Annotated in this window: 7 protein-coding genes; 1 reads left to right on the top strand and 6 read right to left on the bottom strand. The window is 59.3% G+C overall.

Annotated features, from left to right (window positions below):
* Positions 1-34: 34 nt before the first annotated feature.
* Positions 35-2,920: an aminomethyl-transferring glycine dehydrogenase gene (gene gcvP, locus VEH04_00135; protein HYG21157.1), complete on the top strand. Its 2,886-nt coding sequence runs from the start codon at positions 35-37 to the stop codon at positions 2,918-2,920.
* Positions 2,921-3,062: 142 nt separating this feature from the next.
* Here the strand turns inward: gcvP and VEH04_00130 are convergent, their stop codons facing one another.
* The 6 genes from VEH04_00130 to VEH04_00105 form a co-directional block, all read right to left on the bottom strand.
* Positions 3,063-3,311: a hypothetical protein gene (locus tag VEH04_00130; protein HYG21156.1), complete on the bottom strand. Its 249-nt coding sequence runs from the start codon at positions 3,309-3,311 to the stop codon at positions 3,063-3,065.
* 366 nt (positions 3,312-3,677) lie between these two features.
* Positions 3,678-4,502: a hypothetical protein gene (locus VEH04_00125; GenBank protein ID HYG21155.1), complete on the bottom strand. Its 825-nt coding sequence runs from the start codon at positions 4,500-4,502 to the stop codon at positions 3,678-3,680.
* Between the two features lie 126 nt (positions 4,503-4,628).
* Positions 4,629-8,498 (bottom strand): autotransporter-associated beta strand repeat-containing protein, encoded by a 3,870-nt coding sequence (locus VEH04_00120; GenBank protein HYG21154.1) that lies wholly within the window; start codon positions 8,496-8,498, stop codon positions 4,629-4,631.
* 36 nt (positions 8,499-8,534) lie between these two features.
* Positions 8,535-12,812, bottom strand: coding sequence for an autotransporter-associated beta strand repeat-containing protein (locus tag VEH04_00115; GenBank protein ID HYG21153.1), 4,278 nt, complete (start codon positions 12,810-12,812; stop codon positions 8,535-8,537).
* Between the two features lie 98 nt (positions 12,813-12,910).
* Positions 12,911-14,263: a pectate lyase gene (locus VEH04_00110; protein ID HYG21152.1), complete on the bottom strand. Its 1,353-nt coding sequence runs from the start codon at positions 14,261-14,263 to the stop codon at positions 12,911-12,913.
* 94 nt (positions 14,264-14,357) lie between these two features.
* Positions 14,358-18,272, bottom strand: a complete 3,915-nt coding sequence (locus VEH04_00105; GenBank protein HYG21151.1) for an autotransporter-associated beta strand repeat-containing protein — start codon at positions 18,270-18,272, stop codon at positions 14,358-14,360.
* Between the last annotated feature and the right edge of the window lie 292 nt (positions 18,273-18,564).

The following is an 18,564-nucleotide window of genomic DNA, read 5'->3' as shown; positions in this document are numbered from 1 at the left end:
TTGATTTGACGAACATCGCTTTTAACTTCCCCGGATGTCAGATTCAGAAAGTTCGGCTTTTTCCGATTCCCTGGCGCATCCGGACAGTTTTGTTCGACGCCATATCGGCCCCTCTGCGGAGGACACCCGCGAAATGCTCAACCTGTTGGGCTACAACGATCTTGATCAACTTGTCGACGCCGCTGTGCCCAGGCAGATCCGTCTCACACAGCGGTTGAATCTGCCGCGCCCGCGAACCGAGCATGCCGCGCTCGCCGATCTGAAAAGCATTGCCGCGCAGAACCAGGTATTTCGTTCCTTCATCGGGATGGGCTTCCATGATTGTATCACGCCGCCCGTCATACAGCGCAACGTGCTGGAAAATCCGGGCTGGTACACGCAGTACACCCCGTACCAGGCAGAAATCTCGCAGGGCCGCCTGGAATCGTTGCTGAACTTCCAAACCATGGTCGCGGAACTGACGGGCATGCATATCGCCAACGCCTCGCTGCTCGACGAAGCCACCGCATGCGCTGAAGCGATGACCCTCTCCCAGGCGCTGAAGGATGGGCGGAATACATTCTTCGTGTCGGACGCGTGTCATCCGCAAAACATCGAAGTGGTTCAAACACGCGCGCGAGCGCTAGGCATCGAAGTGATCGTGGGCAGTCATGACCAATTTGTTTTCCATGACCAGGTGTTTGGCGCGCTGGTGCAATATCCTGACACGTTCGGTGTCATCCATGATTTCAGCGCGTTCGCGGAGAAGGCACACGCAGCGGGCGCAATGCTGACGGTTGCCGCAGATCTCCTGGCGCTGACATTGATCACGCCGCCAGGCGAGTTCGGGGCGGACATCGCCGTGGGCAACGCTCAACGTTTCGGCGTTCCGCTCGGATATGGCGGGCCCCACGCAGCGTTCCTTTCAACGAAGGATGCTTTCAAACGCATGCTGCCGGGGCGTCTTGTTGGTGTGTCGAAGGACTCCCGCGGGCGGCCGGCCCTGCGCCTGACGCTCCAGACGCGCGAACAGCACATTCGACGTGAAAAGGCGACCAGCAACATCTGCACAGCACAGGCGCTGCTCGCGAACATGGCAGCCTTGTACGCGGTGTATCATGGCCCCGAGGGATTGAAGAAAATTGCGAAACGTGTCCATGCTCTCACCGCTTTGTTCGTGGCCGGTTCGCAACAGCTCGGTTTCACCATCCCGCCGGCGCGGCGATTCGACACAGTAACGATCAATGCTGGAAAGGAGCGCGCGGCAGAGATTTTGCAAATCGCGAAGGCACATCGAATCAACTTGCGCCTGGTCGATGAGGGCGCGATTGGCATTGCGCTGGATGAAACAACGCGCGTCGAGGATATCGCGGAACTGCTGCAGGTATTCAATCACGACAAGACATTCCGCCTCGACCTGCGGGATCTCGCGCCAGGTTCGCAACCCGAAATTCACAACCGAAAATCCACGTTCCTCCAGCATCCGGTTTTCAACCGATACCACTCGGAAACCGAAATGCTGCGTTACATCAAGCGGCTGGAATCGCGCGATCTCTCCCTGACCGCATCCATGATCCCGCTGGGTTCGTGCACGATGAAGCTGAACGCCACAGCCGAAATGTTTCCCGTTTCATGGCCTGAGTTTTCAAGGATTCATCCGTTCGCGCCCCTGGAACAAACACGCGGTTACCAGGAGCTGTTCAAGCAGCTCGAGAGCTGGCTCGCCGAATGCACAGGCTTTGCCGGAATTTCTCTCCAGCCGAATGCGGGGTCCCAGGGCGAATACGCTGGCTTGCTCGTGATTCGGGCTTACCACGAGTCGCGTGGCGAAACGCATCGGACCATCTGCCTCATTCCCACCTCCGCCCACGGAACAAACCCTGCCAGCGCCGCCATGGCCGGGATGAAAATTGTGGCAGTCGCTTGCGACAAGGATGGAAACATCGATGTCTCCGATCTGCGCGGCAAAGCCGAAATGCATCGGAACGCCCTTTCCTGCCTGATGATTACGTATCCGAGCACCCACGGCGTTTTCGAGGGAAGCATTCGGGAGATTTGTGAAATCGTGCACGCGGCGGGTGGGCAGGTTTACATGGATGGCGCGAACATGAACGCGCAGTTGGGCCTCACAAGCCCGGGATTCATCGGCGCGGACGTCTGCCATCTCAACCTGCACAAGACGTTCTGCATTCCGCACGGCGGTGGCGGGCCAGGTGTGGGCCCGATCGGTGTGGCAAGACATCTCGTTCCATTCCTGCCGGGCCATTCGGTGATCTCTCCCCATTCGGCAGACGACAATCATCAGGTCGCGATTGGCGCCGTCAGCGCTGCGCCCTGGGGAAGCGCCAGCATCCTGCCGATTTCGTGGATGTATATCGCAATGATGGGCGGAACTGGACTCACGGATGCCACGAAGTTTGCGATCCTCAATGCCAACTACATTGCCCGGCGGCTGGAGAATAATTTCCCCACGCTCTATCGGAGCAATGGCCTGGTTGCGCACGAGTGCATCCTCGACCTGCGCGCGTTCAAGGGAGTCACTGCCGAGGACGTGGCCAAGCGCCTCATGGACTACGGTTTTCACGCACCAACGCTTTCCTGGCCCGTGGCGGGAACGCTGATGGTGGAACCAACGGAGAGCGAATCGAAGTTCGAGCTGGACCGGTTTTGCGACGCGATGATTTCGATTCACGAAGAAATGAAAGCCGTGGAAAGCGGCAGCGTGGACGCCAGGAACAATGTGCTGAAAGGTGCGCCGCACACGGCGGATATCATTGCGAGCGACAATTGGAATCGGCCCTACACTCGCGAGCAGGCTGCGTTTCCGGTGAAGAGTCTTCGGGACTACAAATTCTGGCCGCACGTGGGCCGAGTGGACAATGTGTTCGGCGATCGGAACCCGATCTGTTCGTGCGTGGGTATGGACGAGTACCAGGCTTGAGCGGCCCGCGCTCCGAAACGCGGCGTTCACGCCGCTTCAACGCTGGGCACTGAGATCGGCGTGGGCAAGTACCACACGTCCCGCATGTTTCCCGCTGAAGCAGGCTGAAGCCTGCGCTTCGAGCGCAAGCCGGCGATCTCTTCTACCGCAGTTGCGCCTGGATGGACATCAGTTCCGAACGATGCTCGGCATCGACGTGTTCCATGCGATTCGCGCGGCGATACCAATAACGCGCATTTGCAGTATCCCCTTCTATCTTGTGCAGCACGGCATGAATCCAGGCGGCCGTTGCGTCATCCTCGAGACCTTGCACAATGGTGTGCGCGTCTTCCCATTTCCCTGCGAGAGCGAGGTCAATCGCGCGCAGCAACTCCTGATGCGATGAGTTCATGGCCTCCTTTTAAAACACCGAACGCGTCCACAGCAACCTTCATCCCCTGCCTGTGTCCCACCTGGATATCGCAGGCGTCAGGGCAGCATTCTGGACGGGATATTGTTGACGCTTCGATTAGGAATTCGAACCAGCACCGGTGAAAGCTTCCTGCCGCCCGGCAGCAGCCTGGCATCCCTGCGGCCGACAATAGAGCCGTCCCAATCGCGATCCATTCGAACAGGGACCCGCTTCCAGCACGCGAACTCGTCGCTTGCACCTCGCGAGTATCCCCGTTGGTAACCGCTCGACCAACAAGCCCACAAAAGCCCAGCCAAAAACAGCAGGCTGAAGCATACGGTTGTCGCTTTCATGATGATTTCACTTTCACAATTGATTGCGCTCGGCGCGGTTTGGGGAGTCACTTTGCTGCAGCGTCAGAATCTCTAGTTGTTTCTGAGCACCCCGCCCTTCCCGCTCGCGGATTTCGCGCGGATAGGATCGATGCCGGCGGCGGCGCGAGCCGGATTTGTCGGGCAGAGTCAGGATAACCACGATCAGGATGAGCGGCATCATGATCATTCCAAAAACAATCAGCATGGGAGCGGCCAGGAAGATCAGCCGCACAAACGGCACAAACAGGATCGCCAATGGCATCACCGCTATAAAGATTAGCCCCTCGCTCCAGGCTTTCGCTTTCAGCCACCACCAGCACCCGCAAATCACGGAAACGTAACCCGCGAGAAAGACAAAAATGCCAAGCGCCTGTTGATCGTCGGACCGCTCGAACAATCCGAGCCAGACAAGTTGCAACACAACTCCGGCAGCCACGCCAAACAACCCGAAGTAAACGCCGATGACTGCGTTTCGACGGCAGCGTGTGAAATGATCGATTTCGGAATGGCGGCCGCGCGACGCCTTTTTCCCACCAGAGGAACTCGCACCTTTCAAATGGCGATACAACCAGATGAGAATGCATACGATCGCGATGGCGCCAAAGGCTGCAAAGCCGATCCGTGTGTGCGCGCGGGAGACCAATCCCCAGACATCTTCGTAGCGAGCCTGCCAATCGCTTCCGAATTCGCGTCGATACGACAGCTCACGCGATACTTCGGCCCAAATCGTTATGACGCACATGAGCAAGCCCACGCCGACGAATGCCATGATGAAAATCAGAACCCTGACCGTAGCGAAGAATGCGTACCCGTTCATGGAATTTTGGCCTCGGGCGGTTGTTTCCCGCCTCCGTCGATTTGATTTGTAGACAGGTTTCGATTTCCCTGCGAGAAAAACCTTCCATGGGCAGGAGCTTACGAAGGTGCTGCGCCCAGGAAGGCGTTAGTGGGCGCGAATGCGGAACACGCGGAGCGACTCCAGGGAGTCGACGGGAACTTCCCGGCGAAATCCGCCGCTTCCATCAAAAAGATTTGTTTCCAGCGGAATCCAGTCACTTAGCGGCAATGCGAGATTGGTCGCCGTCAGCAGATAATAAGTTCCCCCCGGTGCGCCGCCCGCCGCAGTCAGCACGATGTTTCCGTTCGTCCGTCCAATGCTGTTGAATGTCACTGCGGTGGCCGCCGCCACGCTGATGATTCCAGAGGTGTGCAGTGCGTTGGTGTTCCACGCCAGGCCGGCTCCAAGTGCGGGAAGTTGTATGGAGTCGAACACGCCAACCATGGCGCCAGCCTCGAACAATTGGAATTGCTGACCAGCGGCGAAGAGGGCCGGGTCAATGTTCGTTACGACCAGCGTCCCTCCGAAGATCAATGTGGCATCGACGAAGATCAAATCGCGCGCACCGTCAGCAGAGCGCACGTCCATCAAGATCGTGCTGCCGGCGTCAAGGGTGAGCGAATGATCGAATGTCAGTGTTCCAACGCCGTTGCTGCCAGGCTTCGCAAACGCGCCATTGCCCAGTTCAAACGCGCCGTTCACCACGCCGTCGCCTTCGATGGAACGCCCGGCATCCAAAACGAATGTGCCGCCCATCGCGACATCCAGCACCGCGCCAGCCGCTACATGCAAGACGCCGGCGTCTGCAAGAGCGCTCGAAGCCGCGGCCTTCAACCTGCCTTCAAGAATATGGACCGGCCCGTTGAAAGAGTTAACACCACTGAGAGTTACCGCACCTGAGCCGATCTTGGTCAGCCCGCCATCCGGCGCCGCGCCCAACGCGGGATCGCGGGTCAGCGCCTGCGAGATTCCGATGTCGAAGCCGTTATCGTCAATGCGCGCACCGCCCGTTTGCACGAGCGCGCGCTGGTTCGCGAATGCAGGCAGGAAATCACCGTGCGGCCCCCCCGCCTGCAACCAGCCACCGTTGAATTGAATGGTGTTGGTGTGGGTGCGGGTCTTGGTAAAGCTGCCTACCGTCAGCGCTCCGCCGTTCAGCCGCAAAGTAGTTGCGGCGTTCGCGCGATTCACATTATGCAGGTCGAAACTGTTTGCACCCGTGGAAAGCGCAGCATTGTTCTGAAGCGTGAGCGTCACCGAACCGCCCTGCCGCCCGCCGCCCATTGAGCAGACACCCAACTCAAGCACCGCGTTGTCGCGAATCGTGATGTTGGCGCTGCGATTGCCATCGGTGCTGTCCCGCCCGAGCGCCGTGGCTGCGCCCGTCGCGCTGACGACAGCGTTCGACGCGAAGTGAACCGCCCCGCGCGGAACGATGAAGTTGCGCGATCCCTGATGCGCGGCACCCGTGAAAACGAACGTTCCGCCATCGCTGCCAGGGCGCCAGGAGCCGCCCCCCAGGACGGTGATGTTCCCTGCCCACACACCCACGCCACTTTCCGCCCGCATCCCTAAATCTGTGGTGGCGCTGGTCAGGATAAAGTCGTTTGTGATCACGACATCCGGCCCGATGTATACGAGTCCTGAGCTGCTGTTGGTCACGGGCCCGAATCCCGCGGCGCTGCTGCTTGCAAATCGCAGGTTGCCGGAAGTGATGTTGATTCCACCCGTGAATGTGTTGTTTCCGCTGAGGGTCAGCGTGATTCCAGAGCTGCCCGTCAGCAAGCGGCCGGGTCCACCGATCGATCCGGAATAGGTCATTGCTCCAGCCGGTCGAAGCGCCACAACTGCGTTATTCGTGATGTCTCCCGCGGGAACACCGCCGTTGAATTCCAGCGTGCCCGATTCGACAATCGTCAGGTTGGTGTAGCTCTGGCTTCCGCTCAAGGTCAGCGCGCCCGCTCCTGTTTTGATAAACGTCCCAGAACCGCCGAAGTTTGCCGCGCTGTTCACTGAGCCGGGATTGGCGAAGAGAATCGTGCTGTTGTTCGTCACGTTGCCGCTGATGCTGCCATTCATCGCGATGCCATCGCCGAGTTGCAAAACACCTTCGTTGATAAACCCGCCCGCGCTGAATGTGTTGGTGTTGTTCAACGTGAGCCGGCCCGAGCCCGTCTTGAACAGCCGCGTTCCTCCCGCAAATCCAAATCCATGAAATGTATAATCCTGCTCTGACACCACGGACACCATCCCCGCATTGATGGGGGCGGCCAGTTGAATCGCGGGTGAATTCGAACCGCTATCGTCCAGGATGACGTTGTCGCCCGAATTGAAAACCACGGGCGCGCCGCCCTCAGCAAAGTTCAGCGTTGTTCCCACATCCCAAACGTTCGCCACACCATCGCCGCGCCAGACGAGATCAGCAGGCGTGGGCAAATCCGAAACAATGATGCTGACCCGATTCGTCAGATTCAATCCGTCGGCAGAGGTTACAGCGAACTGGAATCCGCCAAAGCCGGACATCCCCGCCGCGGGAGTGAATCGCGCCGTCCGGCCGTTCACGAGCGACACGACGCCGTTGCTCGAGTTCGCAAGGTGAAAGATTGGAAATGCATTCGTGAAACCGGCGGTGTACGTGGAGAGATCGATGTCAACAAACGTGTTGGTTCTCGTGAGCGCGTGCGGTTCGGCAAGCCAATGAAGGTAATGTTCAATTGCGGCGTAGCCACTCGCATCGATGTTTAGCGCATCGTTCCCGTTTGCGTTCGAACCCACCGCGGATTCCCAAAAATCGGGCATGCCGTCGGAGTCGGTGTCGAGCGGGAGCGGGCCGCCGTTGATCGTGCCAAAGCCGTTGTTGCCCAGGCCTGTGATGTTCTGACTGTTGGGCAAGGGATACGGCCCGAGGATTCCGATCGACCGCACCTCGCGCAGGATGATCTGATCGACCTGATCGCGCGGCCATGCGCCAGCCAGAGAGAGGGTCTGGCGGAAAGCTGCGGGCGCGCTTGCAGCCGGAATGAGAGGTGTCATCGGCGACCACGGAGAGGCGAGGACGACGACGCCCGATGGCGCGGTTGCCGAACCGTTAAGGACGCCGTCGTCATTGCTGTCCCGCAGGTTTCCAGCTGTGTAGAAACTCTGGTTGGCATTCATCTGGTACCAGCTGTTGCCCGCACTCGTCGTGGCCGGACCCGTGATGAAGTAGTTGCCAATCACGTCGTGGGAAAAGATGCCGCTAGTGTCGCCCGTGTCGTAGGCCGCCTGGTAATTGTAGACGACGTTGTTGATGAAGACCGTGTTGATCTTCGCCATGGGTTGCCGTCCATGGCCATTCGCAAAGATGTTCTGATACCACGTAATCTTGCCGCCGATCCGTTCCATGTGTGCGCCGAATTGCTGTCCGATGGGATCGGCAATCAGCGAGCGCATGATCGTCAGATTGTCCGCATTGACTCCTCCGACGTTGTTCCACGGGCCGAACTCGAGCGACACCTGGTCGAGAATGATATTGGTTCCGCGGATGTTGATGCAGTGCGCACCGGAGTCCGCGATGTTGCCGGGCCGAAATCTGACGTGGCGAATGATAATGTTGGTCGAGGACCCAGTGGAAACTTCCGCGCCGCGAATGGCGATGCCGCCGCCTGGCGCTGTTTCGCCAGCGATCGTCAGGTTGCGCGACATCGGGACTTCCGACGACAGCGTCATATAGCCGCCCACATCAAAAACAATGATCCGATTGGGCTGGCTTACACCGTCGCGGAATGACCCGGCGCCGCTGTTGGCGAGCGTGGTGACACGATAAATGGAACCGTTGCGGCCGCCGCTGGCAAACGCTCCGTGACCGACCGCGCCCGGGAAGGCAGGAGTCTGGCCATGCAGCGCAGTGCAGAAAAACCCTGCGGCCAGAATAATCGCGTTCGCGGCTAACTGATGTCTGTTTGCGGCGCTAGAGAAACGAAAATGACATTTCATGGAAAAAGTCCCTTGGCGCCGCGGCTATCTATGGATTCACGGCAGCAGTTCAAGACGGAAATACGCGCCGCCGGGAGCGGACACGCTGTTTGTGAATTGGAAGCTCCCGCTGGCATCAACAAAGTTGGTGAAGATCGGCGTCCAGAGCGACGGCGCCACGGTTAGATTCGTTGATGTCAACACGCGATACTTCACGCCCATGGATCCGCTTCCTGTCACGATCAACTGGCCGTTCGCGAATGAAACATTTCCCATCACAGGCGGAACCGATTCCGTTACAACCAGGCGGATCTGTCCTGGTGTCTGGGTGTTCACCACGCCCGAGTAGCCGGCCGGCATCGATCCGACCGAAAGGTTCCCGGGCATAATAGCGGGGGACGTAAACAAAGTGTAGGTGCCGGGGCCAAATCCATTCGTTGCACGCACGTGAATTACGCCGTTGGCGTTCAATGCGCCGCCGACCGTCACAAGATCACCGGCGGTGCCGAGATCGAGTTCGAGCAACGAACCGTTGTTGAGCGAGAGTGATCCCGTAAACTTGAGTGTTCCGACGGGGTCCCCGGGCGACAGCACCGCGCCAGCAGCGACTGTCGTGGATCCACTGATGGAGCCGGCGCCTGCGAGCGTGGCACCCGCGTGGACGGTCACCGCCCCGGTTCCAGTGGCGCTGCCGGATGTGTTGTTCACGGTGAGCGTTCCATTGCTGACGATCGTTCCGCCGGAATACGTGTTCGCGCCAGACAATCGCCAGTTGCCGGTCCCGACCTTGGTGACCGTGTTCGCGCCATCAGCGAGAATGCGGCCTGCGAACGTTGCGTCCTCGTTGTTCCAACCGACGCGATAGCTGCTGCCGCTCGATGTTGAATTCCCGGGACCAATTCGCGAACCGCCCGTGCCACCCAGCGCGCCGATTTCCACGGTGATCGCGCTGCCGCTGCGCGTGATCACGACATTGTTGTTCAGGAAGAGCGTTGCTCCTGCGTACCCTGACGAGTTTGCTATGCGGAATTCTGAATCCGCAACCAGGGCTGTGACGTTGATCAAGCCCGTGAACGCTGACCAGTTTCCGTTCAATGTGCCGCGCACATAATTCACCTCGAGGTTCAAGGTGCCCGAACCGCTGAGGGGAGCGCTCATGGTGTAACGCGGCGGCGTCAGAAGCGTTCCCGTTTCACCCTCGGGGACAATCATCGGCCGGCTGAACGTGCCGTAGCTGGGCGAAAAGCCCAGGCCGTGGCCGAAGAGCTTCAGCGTTCCACCCTGGAAAGTGACACTGCCCGAGCCCATCGCGTAGTTGTTGGCCGTCACGGTTCCGCCGCCCGCCGGGCCGCTCAGCGCCAGCATCCCCGCCTTCAGCACGGTTCCGCCGCTGTAGGAATTCCCAGCCGAAAGCGCCAGTGTTCCGGGCCCGCTCTTGATCAATGACCCCGAACCGGTGTTGGTCCCGTTCCACGTCACGGTTGCTCCACCGTTCACGACTTCGATCGTTCCTGATCCGAACAGCGTGGCGCCGCGATTTAACGATGCGGTCGCGCCTGAGTACCGCAGGGTGCTGTTGAACAATTGGAGGTTTGCAAAATCCGCCCCGCCCGCGCCAATCGAGCTCGGCACTCCCCCATTGGCAAGTTGTCCAACGGACACCACGCCGCCGCCGATGATCATCGGCCCTGTGAAATCGTTGGTGGTGTTCAGCGTCAGCGTGCCGGAATTCGTTTTGACGAGGACTGTTGTCCCGCTGATGCGCCCGCTGCCGCTGAATGTGTAATGAACATCGGCTGCCACGGTCACGGAGGCAGGCGCCAGCACGCCGTGGAGATTCACCGATGGCGCGGTGGAACCTGTGTTGTCGAAAAGAACCTCGTCGAGAAACGAGAAACGATCCGGCGCGCCTTCGTTCAGCCACACGACGTTCGTGCCCTCGTCCCAGATGTTGCTCACGTTGTCTCCGGCCCACAGGAGGAACGCTGGCGGACGTTGCGCGTCGACAACCATTGCGATCGATCCCGGCGGATTCGTCAGCGTCCCGCTCACGCCTGAGATCACAAGGTTTGCAAGGCTGCCATTCAAGTTGCCGCTGTAACGAATCAACGTGTAAACGCCATTTCCAGGCACGCCGTCCAGGAGGCTCACGCGAATCGCGTTCACTCCTGACAGGGTCAGATCGCCGATTACATCGACAACATCGTTCGTTTTCGTGGTGCCCGCAGCGTCATCGGAGAGGTCGAATCGATTCGTTACGCCGCCCGCCATCGTGAGTCCATTCGTGATCGTGAGAGTTCCGGCCGCACCATTGCCATTCCCAGGGACAATGCTTCCGCCATTGAAAACCGTGAGCCCGTTTCCAAGGGATCCGCTGCCGCCAATGGTGCCGCGGCTGCGAACCATGACCGGACTCGCAGTCAACGCGCCGTGAACGAGCAGCGTTCCATTGCTCACCGTCGTTGCGCCCGAATAGGTGTTCACGTTCTGAATGGTAAGCGTCCCGGAGTTGTTCTTCGTAAGAGCCATTGTTCCACCCAACGACCCGTTGCCTGCGAACGCATAATGGCGCGCGGCGTCAACTGTGACGAATCCAGGCTGGAGCACGCCCTCGATGCTCACCGCGGGATTGACCGAACCGTTGTCATCGAAGAGCACGGAATCGCCGTCATGAAACGGATACATGAGCGAAATGCCGTCGTGCCAATTGAAATCCCCGAGCCGATTCCATTTGTTCGCAATATCATCGCCCCGCCATACGGATTGAAACGGCTGAGCAGCAGGCGTGAAAAGCAGGTTCATCGTTCGCGTCAGCGGCTCACCATCGTCATCGTTCACCGTGAACTGAAAACCTGCCGAGCCATGCCATCCTGGGTCGGGAGTGAATTGAGCGAAGCAGCCGTTGATCAAGGCGACGCTGCCATTCACAGCGTTGCCGGCGCTCCAAACCGGGTTTCGATTCAGCACCACCCAGCCGCGCGTAAACTGGCGCAGGTCGATGACAACATTCGTGTTCATCAACGCGATACCATGCGGCTCCGCCAGCCAGTTCAGGTAATCCTCAAGCCGCGTATATCCGCTTCCACTCGGGCTGGCACTGTTGTTGTCCGCGACGTTTGGGTTCGATCCGGTCCCCGATTCCCAAAAGTCAGGCATGCCATCGTTGTCGGAATCCGGATAAGGCGTTCCATTGCGAACAATTCCAGGGCCGTTCATCGGCGGCAGCAACTCGGATGTAATCGTACCCCCCAGCGTTCCCCACGAAATCAGTTCTGTGATCAATCGTTCATCGACGCTGTCGCGGCGAAATGATGGGCCAACATCGCTGATGGCGAGCTTCAATGCGGTGAGCGGCGAATACGCTGTCGTTACGGGATACGGAAACGGCACGGACTGAAGGTCCATGGAACCGTAGTTCGGGATCGGCAACTCGGTGCCATCGAGGATGCCATTCCGATTTCCGTCGTACCAGTTGTTTGAAGCGTAGATGTGAAAGTTCAGATTGCCTCCGCCGATCGCCGTGGAACTGCTGGCCGGACCGCGAATGAAATAATTGTTGAACATGTTCACGAACGAGTCGCCCGCTGAATCGCCGCCCATGTTGTAGCCAATGGTTTCCCAATTGCAGATGACGTTGTTCACGAACTCGTTCTTGAATTTCACCTTTGGATTCCGCGTGTCGTTGTCCACATAGAGGCTCCGCAAAATGCTTACGCCCCCGGGTGTCTGGATCAGCCCGCCGGCGGAATGCGACTGCAAACCCTGCGCGATGATGGTCGATTGGATCGTGATATTTGTGATATTGCCGCTGATGGAGAATGTCTCATCGCGGCCCCACGACACCGCGAGATGATCGAAGATCATCGTGTGACCATTGGCAATGCCGAGCGCATCGGTGCCGCTGTCGCCCTTGACTCCCTGCCGCACGCGAAGGAATCGCACGATATTGTTGTTCGCTCCCGAGAAGGAAAGGCCGTTGCCGTAAAGCGTCACTCCGTCGCCGGGCGCGGTCTGGCCCGCGATGGTGATGTTTGGTTTGGGGGCGTAGCGCGGCGCCTTGTAATCAATCACGCCGCCGACGTCGAAGATTACGGTGCGCCCGGAAACACTGACCGCATCCCGAAACGACCCGGGTCCCGAGTCATTCGTATTTGTGACACGATAAACGGTTCCGCCGCGGCCGCCCGTGGCAAAGCGGCCGAAGCCTTCGGCGCCTGGAAACGCGGGCAACGGCGCGGCGCACGCACTGAAAGGATTTTGAAGAACGAACACCCCGAGAACGAGCGCATGGAACAGGCGTAGTCCGAGGGCAATGACTGGATCGGTAGAACTCATTTCAAATTGGGGCACAACGGGCTTCGCCCGAACGCCAGGAAGCAGTTATAGCAGGATTGTGCGTTGAAACTCCCACCTCTTTTCGGCACATCACCCCGTCAATTCTGCACCGCAGCCGCACCCGCCGGGGAACGAACCGCAGCTGCAGTGTCATCTGATCCCGAAGCATCTGCCAGCAGCGCGTCAGCTTTCCCATTCAGGTATTCCTCAAGCCGCGTGTAGCCGCTCGACGCCCGTTGGTTGCGATCAGCGGCGTCATTCGGATTCAAGCCAGCGCGCTTCTCCCAATCATCGGGCATGCCATCCCTGTCGGTATCCACCACTGTTTCGCTGGTGACGCGCGCTGGCATTACGGGAGCGTAAGCCATTTCGTTTGTGATGATCTGACCCGCGGTTCCGAACGAGCGGACCTCCTGGATCAGTGCCGCGTCCACTGCGTCGCGCGGCCACGCACCTGCGCGCCCCAGAACCGTTCGGAGCGCCTGCTGGGCATTCAGCACGCGCATTTGGGGGTAATCGAACGGCTGCTCGCGCCAGCTGACCACACCATAATCCGCCCGCGGAATCACCTGGCCGTTCAACGAGCCATCGCGATTGCCATCAAAGAAATTTCCTTCGGCGAAAATTCGGAAGTTCTCATTGCCGCGCGTAAACGGAGCCGCGCCTGTGTTGGGGCCTGCAATGAAATAGTTGTGCATCACGTTGGCAAATGATGGGCCGTCGGAATCGCCAAGGATGTAACATCCGCCGCGGCCCCAGTTGTACACCACGTTGTTCACGTACTGGTTCACACCCTTCACCTTCGGATTGCGCGTGTGGTTATCTGCGTAAAGCGTTCGGAGAATGCTGACGCCGCCGCTCGTCTGGATGAGCCCGCCAGCCGAGTGGTGCTGCAGGCCCTGCGCAACAATGCTGTCCTGGATGGTGATGTTTGTAGCGACTCCGTTGATCGAAAAATTTTCATCACGACCCCAGGCAATTGAAACGTGGTCGAAGATCATATTCCGGCCGCGGGCGAGCGTAACGCAGTCCTTGCCCGAGTCTCCCTTCACACCCATGCGAAAACGAATGTGCCGCACGATTGTTTCGTCGGAGTCCGTGAACGACACGCCATTCCCGTAGACCGTGACCCCGCCGGGAGCCGTCTGTCCGGCGATCGTGATACGCGGCGCCACGATGATCCGGCTCGAAATCGTGATCACACCTCCGGCGTCAAAGACGATCGTTCGATCGGGCTTGCTGACGCCGTCGCGGAAAGATCCCGGACCGGAATCATTCAGGTGCGTGACGTAATAAACCTCGCCACCACGGCCGCCTTTTGAAAAGCCGCCAAAACCCTCGGCTCCAGGAAACGCCGGAAGCTGCGCCGGCGCAGAGCCGCACGCCAGGAGTGTCGCGATCACGGCCAGGGTGTTGCTGATCCGGCGGCTGGCTGAACTGTTCTGCATCATACGCGCGGTTTCCTTCGGAGTGTCTTGTTAATCGTCGCAAAAAAAACGGCGTGTGGGGATTGCCTCACACGCCGTTGAATTCATTCCATTGCTCTTACAAGCCCTGGATGAGGAAGAACTCCTGCTGGGCTCCAGGCGTCACTGGAATATTGAGCGGCGGATTGATCATGCCGGCACCGTCGAAGAAGTTCGTTTCAACCGCCGTCCATGCGCTGATCGGGATTCCGAGATCCGTGGTGCGGCGTACGATGTAGCTGCCGTTGGGAGCACCGTTGCTGCCGCTGAACCCAATGAACCCATTGGCCAGCTGGCTGTAGTCGACTGCCGTAACGGACGGCCGTGGCAGAACGGAAACCACGCTGATGGTGCCGTTCACCGCGACATTGTCAGTGTTCCAGGTGTAGTAGTTCGGCAGAACAAAGCTGCTGAATGAACCTGAGAGCGTGCCATCGAACAGATCAAAGGTATCGCCAGCCTGCAACGCTCCACCCACGTTCGTGACGACCAGCGTACCACCCAATTGAATTGAAGGGGCCACAAGCCGTCCGCTGCTGGGGGTGCTGCCCCGGCTGACGCCCAAGATCGCAGTGCCGCCCAGGATGACGTTGTTGTTCACCGTCAGGTTGCCCGTGGGAAGGCCAGGGCTCACCGTGCCGCCCGCCTGCGTATCCAGCCCGCCGAGCAAGGTTCCGTTCCCCGCAAGGGTCTGGCCGAAATTGAGATTCAAGATCGGGCTCGAAAGCTTGGATACATCCAGCGTGGCTCCAGCGACAATCGTAATGAGCGAGCTTGCGCTGATCGCGCCATCCGTGACGCCGTCACCGAGCTGGAGAACACCATTGCTGACAGTGGTGGAACCCGTATGGCTGTTCTGTCCGGTCAGGATCCATGTTCCAGTTCCCACCTTGATGATGGACGTGGTTTCTTCGATCGTCCCGGCGAATGTGGCCGTCGTGTTTTTGCCGCCGATGCGCCATGTCGTGTTCGCGCCGCCGGCATTTCCAAGGGCGAGCCGGGCCAGGGCAGTGCCGGAGAGTTCGCCGATATCATTGATCGTGTTGGCGGTGTCTGCGCGATTCAGCGTGACGCCATCGTTGAGGATGACCGAGGCGTTCGGCAGGCCGAAGTTGTTGTTGATTCGCATTTCATCGCCCGTTCCGGCTTTCGACGTCACGTTGATGACGCCGCTGAACGCGGACCAATCGCCGCTGAGATTGTCGCGCACATAATTGACCACGAGGTTCAGCGTGCCACTTCCCGTCAATGTGCTTTGCAGGCCGGAGTTGCCTCCGCTGTTGGAGGGGCCGCGCGCGAACATCCGGAGCGTCCCTGTCTGCCCTGCGGGAACGATCAGCGGATTGCGGACGGTATTGTAGTTGTTGCCGACGCTCCCGTTGTAGCCAAAGAGTTCCAGCGTGCCGCCGTAGAAGGTCACAGGGGCATTTGTCGGCCCGAGTCCGCTCAGGCTCCCGGAGCTGTTCGCATCATTGCTGCCGAGCGCCAGAACGCCATTGCTGATTACAGTGCCTCCCGCGTAGCTGTTCGCTGCTCCCAATGTGAGCGTTCCCGGTCCAGTCTTGGTGAGCTGGGCCGTTCCCGGGACAGTCCCGCCGATCGTCAGGTTATCCGATTCGTTCAACACGTGGATGGTCACGTTCGTTCCATCCAGGGTGGCGCCGCGATCCGTGCTCGCACTGCTGCCGTCGTACCGCAGCGTTGAATTGATCAGAACGAGGTTCGTGGGTGAGCTTCCTGCACGCCCGATTGAGCTGTCCGACCCTGCGATCGCGACGGTCGTGATCGCAAGCGTTCCACCGGACACGAGCGTTGGGCCAGTGTAAGCATTGTTGGGTGTGACGATCGTCAGCGTTGCTGAATTGGACTTGGTAAGCGTTGCGTCACCCACAATGCGACCCGTGCCCGTAAAAGTATAATCCGTTGTCGAATTCACCACGACCGATTGAGGCGCGACATCCTGGGAAATATTTACGGTGGGGTTGAGCGCGCCAACGTTGTTGAACAAGGCGCGGTCGCCAGGCACAAAGGCCATCGAGTTTACTCCGCTGATCCAGTTGCTGCTGATCAGGTTGTCCCACTGATTCGCTCCGCCATCGCCCACCCAGGTGACGTCTGTCGGCGGACGCGTGGGCGTGCGCGTGAACACGATTGCGCCAGCGGGGTTTGAGAGTGTGCCCAGCGCACCCGAAACGTTCAGGTTTGCAAGGCTGCCGTTCAACGCGCCACTGTAAGTAATCAACGTATACGGCCCATCGGCGAGGGTTGTCAGGGCGTTGATCGAAATCGTCACATTGCCGGTAATGTTGAGGTCGCCGGTGACGTTGATGCGGTCGCTGGAAGAAGCCACGGCAGGGGTGCTCGACAGGTCAGCGGCGTAAGTGATGCCTTCCTGCAAGGTCAGCCCATTGGCAAAGGTCAGCGAACCGGCCACGTTGGCGTCGCCCGGGCTGATGACTCCGCCCGTGCCAGCGTTGAGCGCGCCTGTCACCGTGCCGTTGCCGGCGAGCGTGCCATTCATGACAAACGAAGGAGCGTTCGCTACCGCCAGCGTTGTGCCAGCGTTGAGCAGGATCTTTCCAATCACCTGCGCGCCTTCTTCCATCGAAAGCGTTCCCGAACCCACAAGGAACGTAATGCCAGCGGAAGTGTTCAGGCCCTGGTAGGAAAGCGTGTTCGAATTGGTCTTGATCAAGGTGCCGCCTCCCGCGATGCCGTTGGCGATCAGCAGGTTATCGGACCGATCGAAAACAAGGGAAGCTCCGTTGTTGATCGTGATCGCGCCTGTTCCAAGTGTTCCAGTGGTGCCGCCATTGCCAATCTGCAACGTGCCGCTGGTGACTGTCGTGGGCCCAGCGTTCGTGTTTTCGCCCGTCAGCGTCAGCTTGTTCGTCCCGACTTTATTAATGGCGACCAATCCTGACCCCGTCGTTCCGCTGTCGATGATCCTGCCTTCGAATGTGGTTGCGATGTTCTTGCCTCCAATGGAATACGTGCTCGTCCCGGAGCTGCTGGCACCCTGGCGGATGGTTGTGGAGGGGCCGCCCATCAATGCGCCAAACGTGACGTTGCCGTTTCGATTGCGCGAGAAAAACGAAAGTTCACCGGTGCCGAGGTCAAACGTGGCATTGGCGTTGCCTGTGTTGTTATTGCCGCCGCCGTTGTTGAAACGCAGCGTGCCGGCGTTGGTTCCCATCGAGATCGTTCCAGTGAAGGCGGTCATGCTGCCGCCGGCATTGCCGTTGCCGCCCAGGGTCAGCGTTGCGCCCGCATGCATGTTCATGACCTGCACAGTGCCGTCGCCCGACCACGCGCCCGTCAGCAACGCGCCGCCGGCCTGGCTGTTTACATCGACCACCACCGTGCCGGTCACGTGCTGCGGATTCAGAACGTTGATGGCGTTGGCACCAATTCTAAGCGTGGCGCCGTTGTTCGTAATGCCGCCGCCCGCTCCTGCTGCCGCCGCGGCATCCAGCTGCAGGACCCCGGCATTCAAGACGGTTCCGCCCGTGTAGGAATTCGCCACGCCAAGGACAAGCGTGCCGGCTCCATTCTTGGTGATCGAATTGGCTCCCGAGACAGCACCTCCAATGGTCAGCGTGCGGCCGGGGCCGACGTTCCATATTTGCGGCGCGCCAAGCACCAAGGCGTTGTTCAACGTGAGATCAGCGGTGGCGGTGCCCATCTCAATCCCCGATGCGCCAAGCGTCAGTGTGTTTCCAGCGTTGATTGTCGCCGCGTCGCCCGGATTCTCAATACGAATGCCCGCCCACGAAGCGTCCGCACCAAGAGAAGGGAACGTAACGGTCGTGACGACGCTGTTCCAAACGGCGACCTGCGTGCTTTGGGGCGGTACCCCACCCACCCAGGAGGAAGGCAGATTGAGGTCGTCGGAATTGTTCGCCTTGATGACGTCAGCGGCGCGGACGCCGATGGGCGCCAGCAGCGATGTGGAGGCAAGAAGTGCCAGTACTTTTGCGGGGTTCAGATACATAGATGCCGTGGGTTGTTGATTCAACAGATTCGGAAAGGCCAGTGATGGAAGAGAGCCTGCGACAGAATCAGGCCGCGAGGCAAGTCCCCGATTGAACGGCCGGGAAGGCCGAATAGACCGCAAACGGTTGAGGATTGCCGCTTCACTGTATTCAAATGCTGCGCTGCGAGCTGTTGTGGATGGCATCCTAATTACGCAGTGTCCGCCCCAAGTGCCATCCATCAATTGGTGTATTTTGGAGGACAGAGGACGGGGCTGAGACTACAGGACTACAGGACTACAGGACTAAAGG

Source organism: Verrucomicrobiia bacterium, from assembly GCA_035629175.1.
GTDB lineage: Bacteria > Verrucomicrobiota > Verrucomicrobiia > Limisphaerales > DASXHY01 > DASXHY01.
The sequence above is the reverse complement of the archived record's forward strand: the minus strand, read 5'-3'. Positions and strand labels throughout refer to the sequence as shown.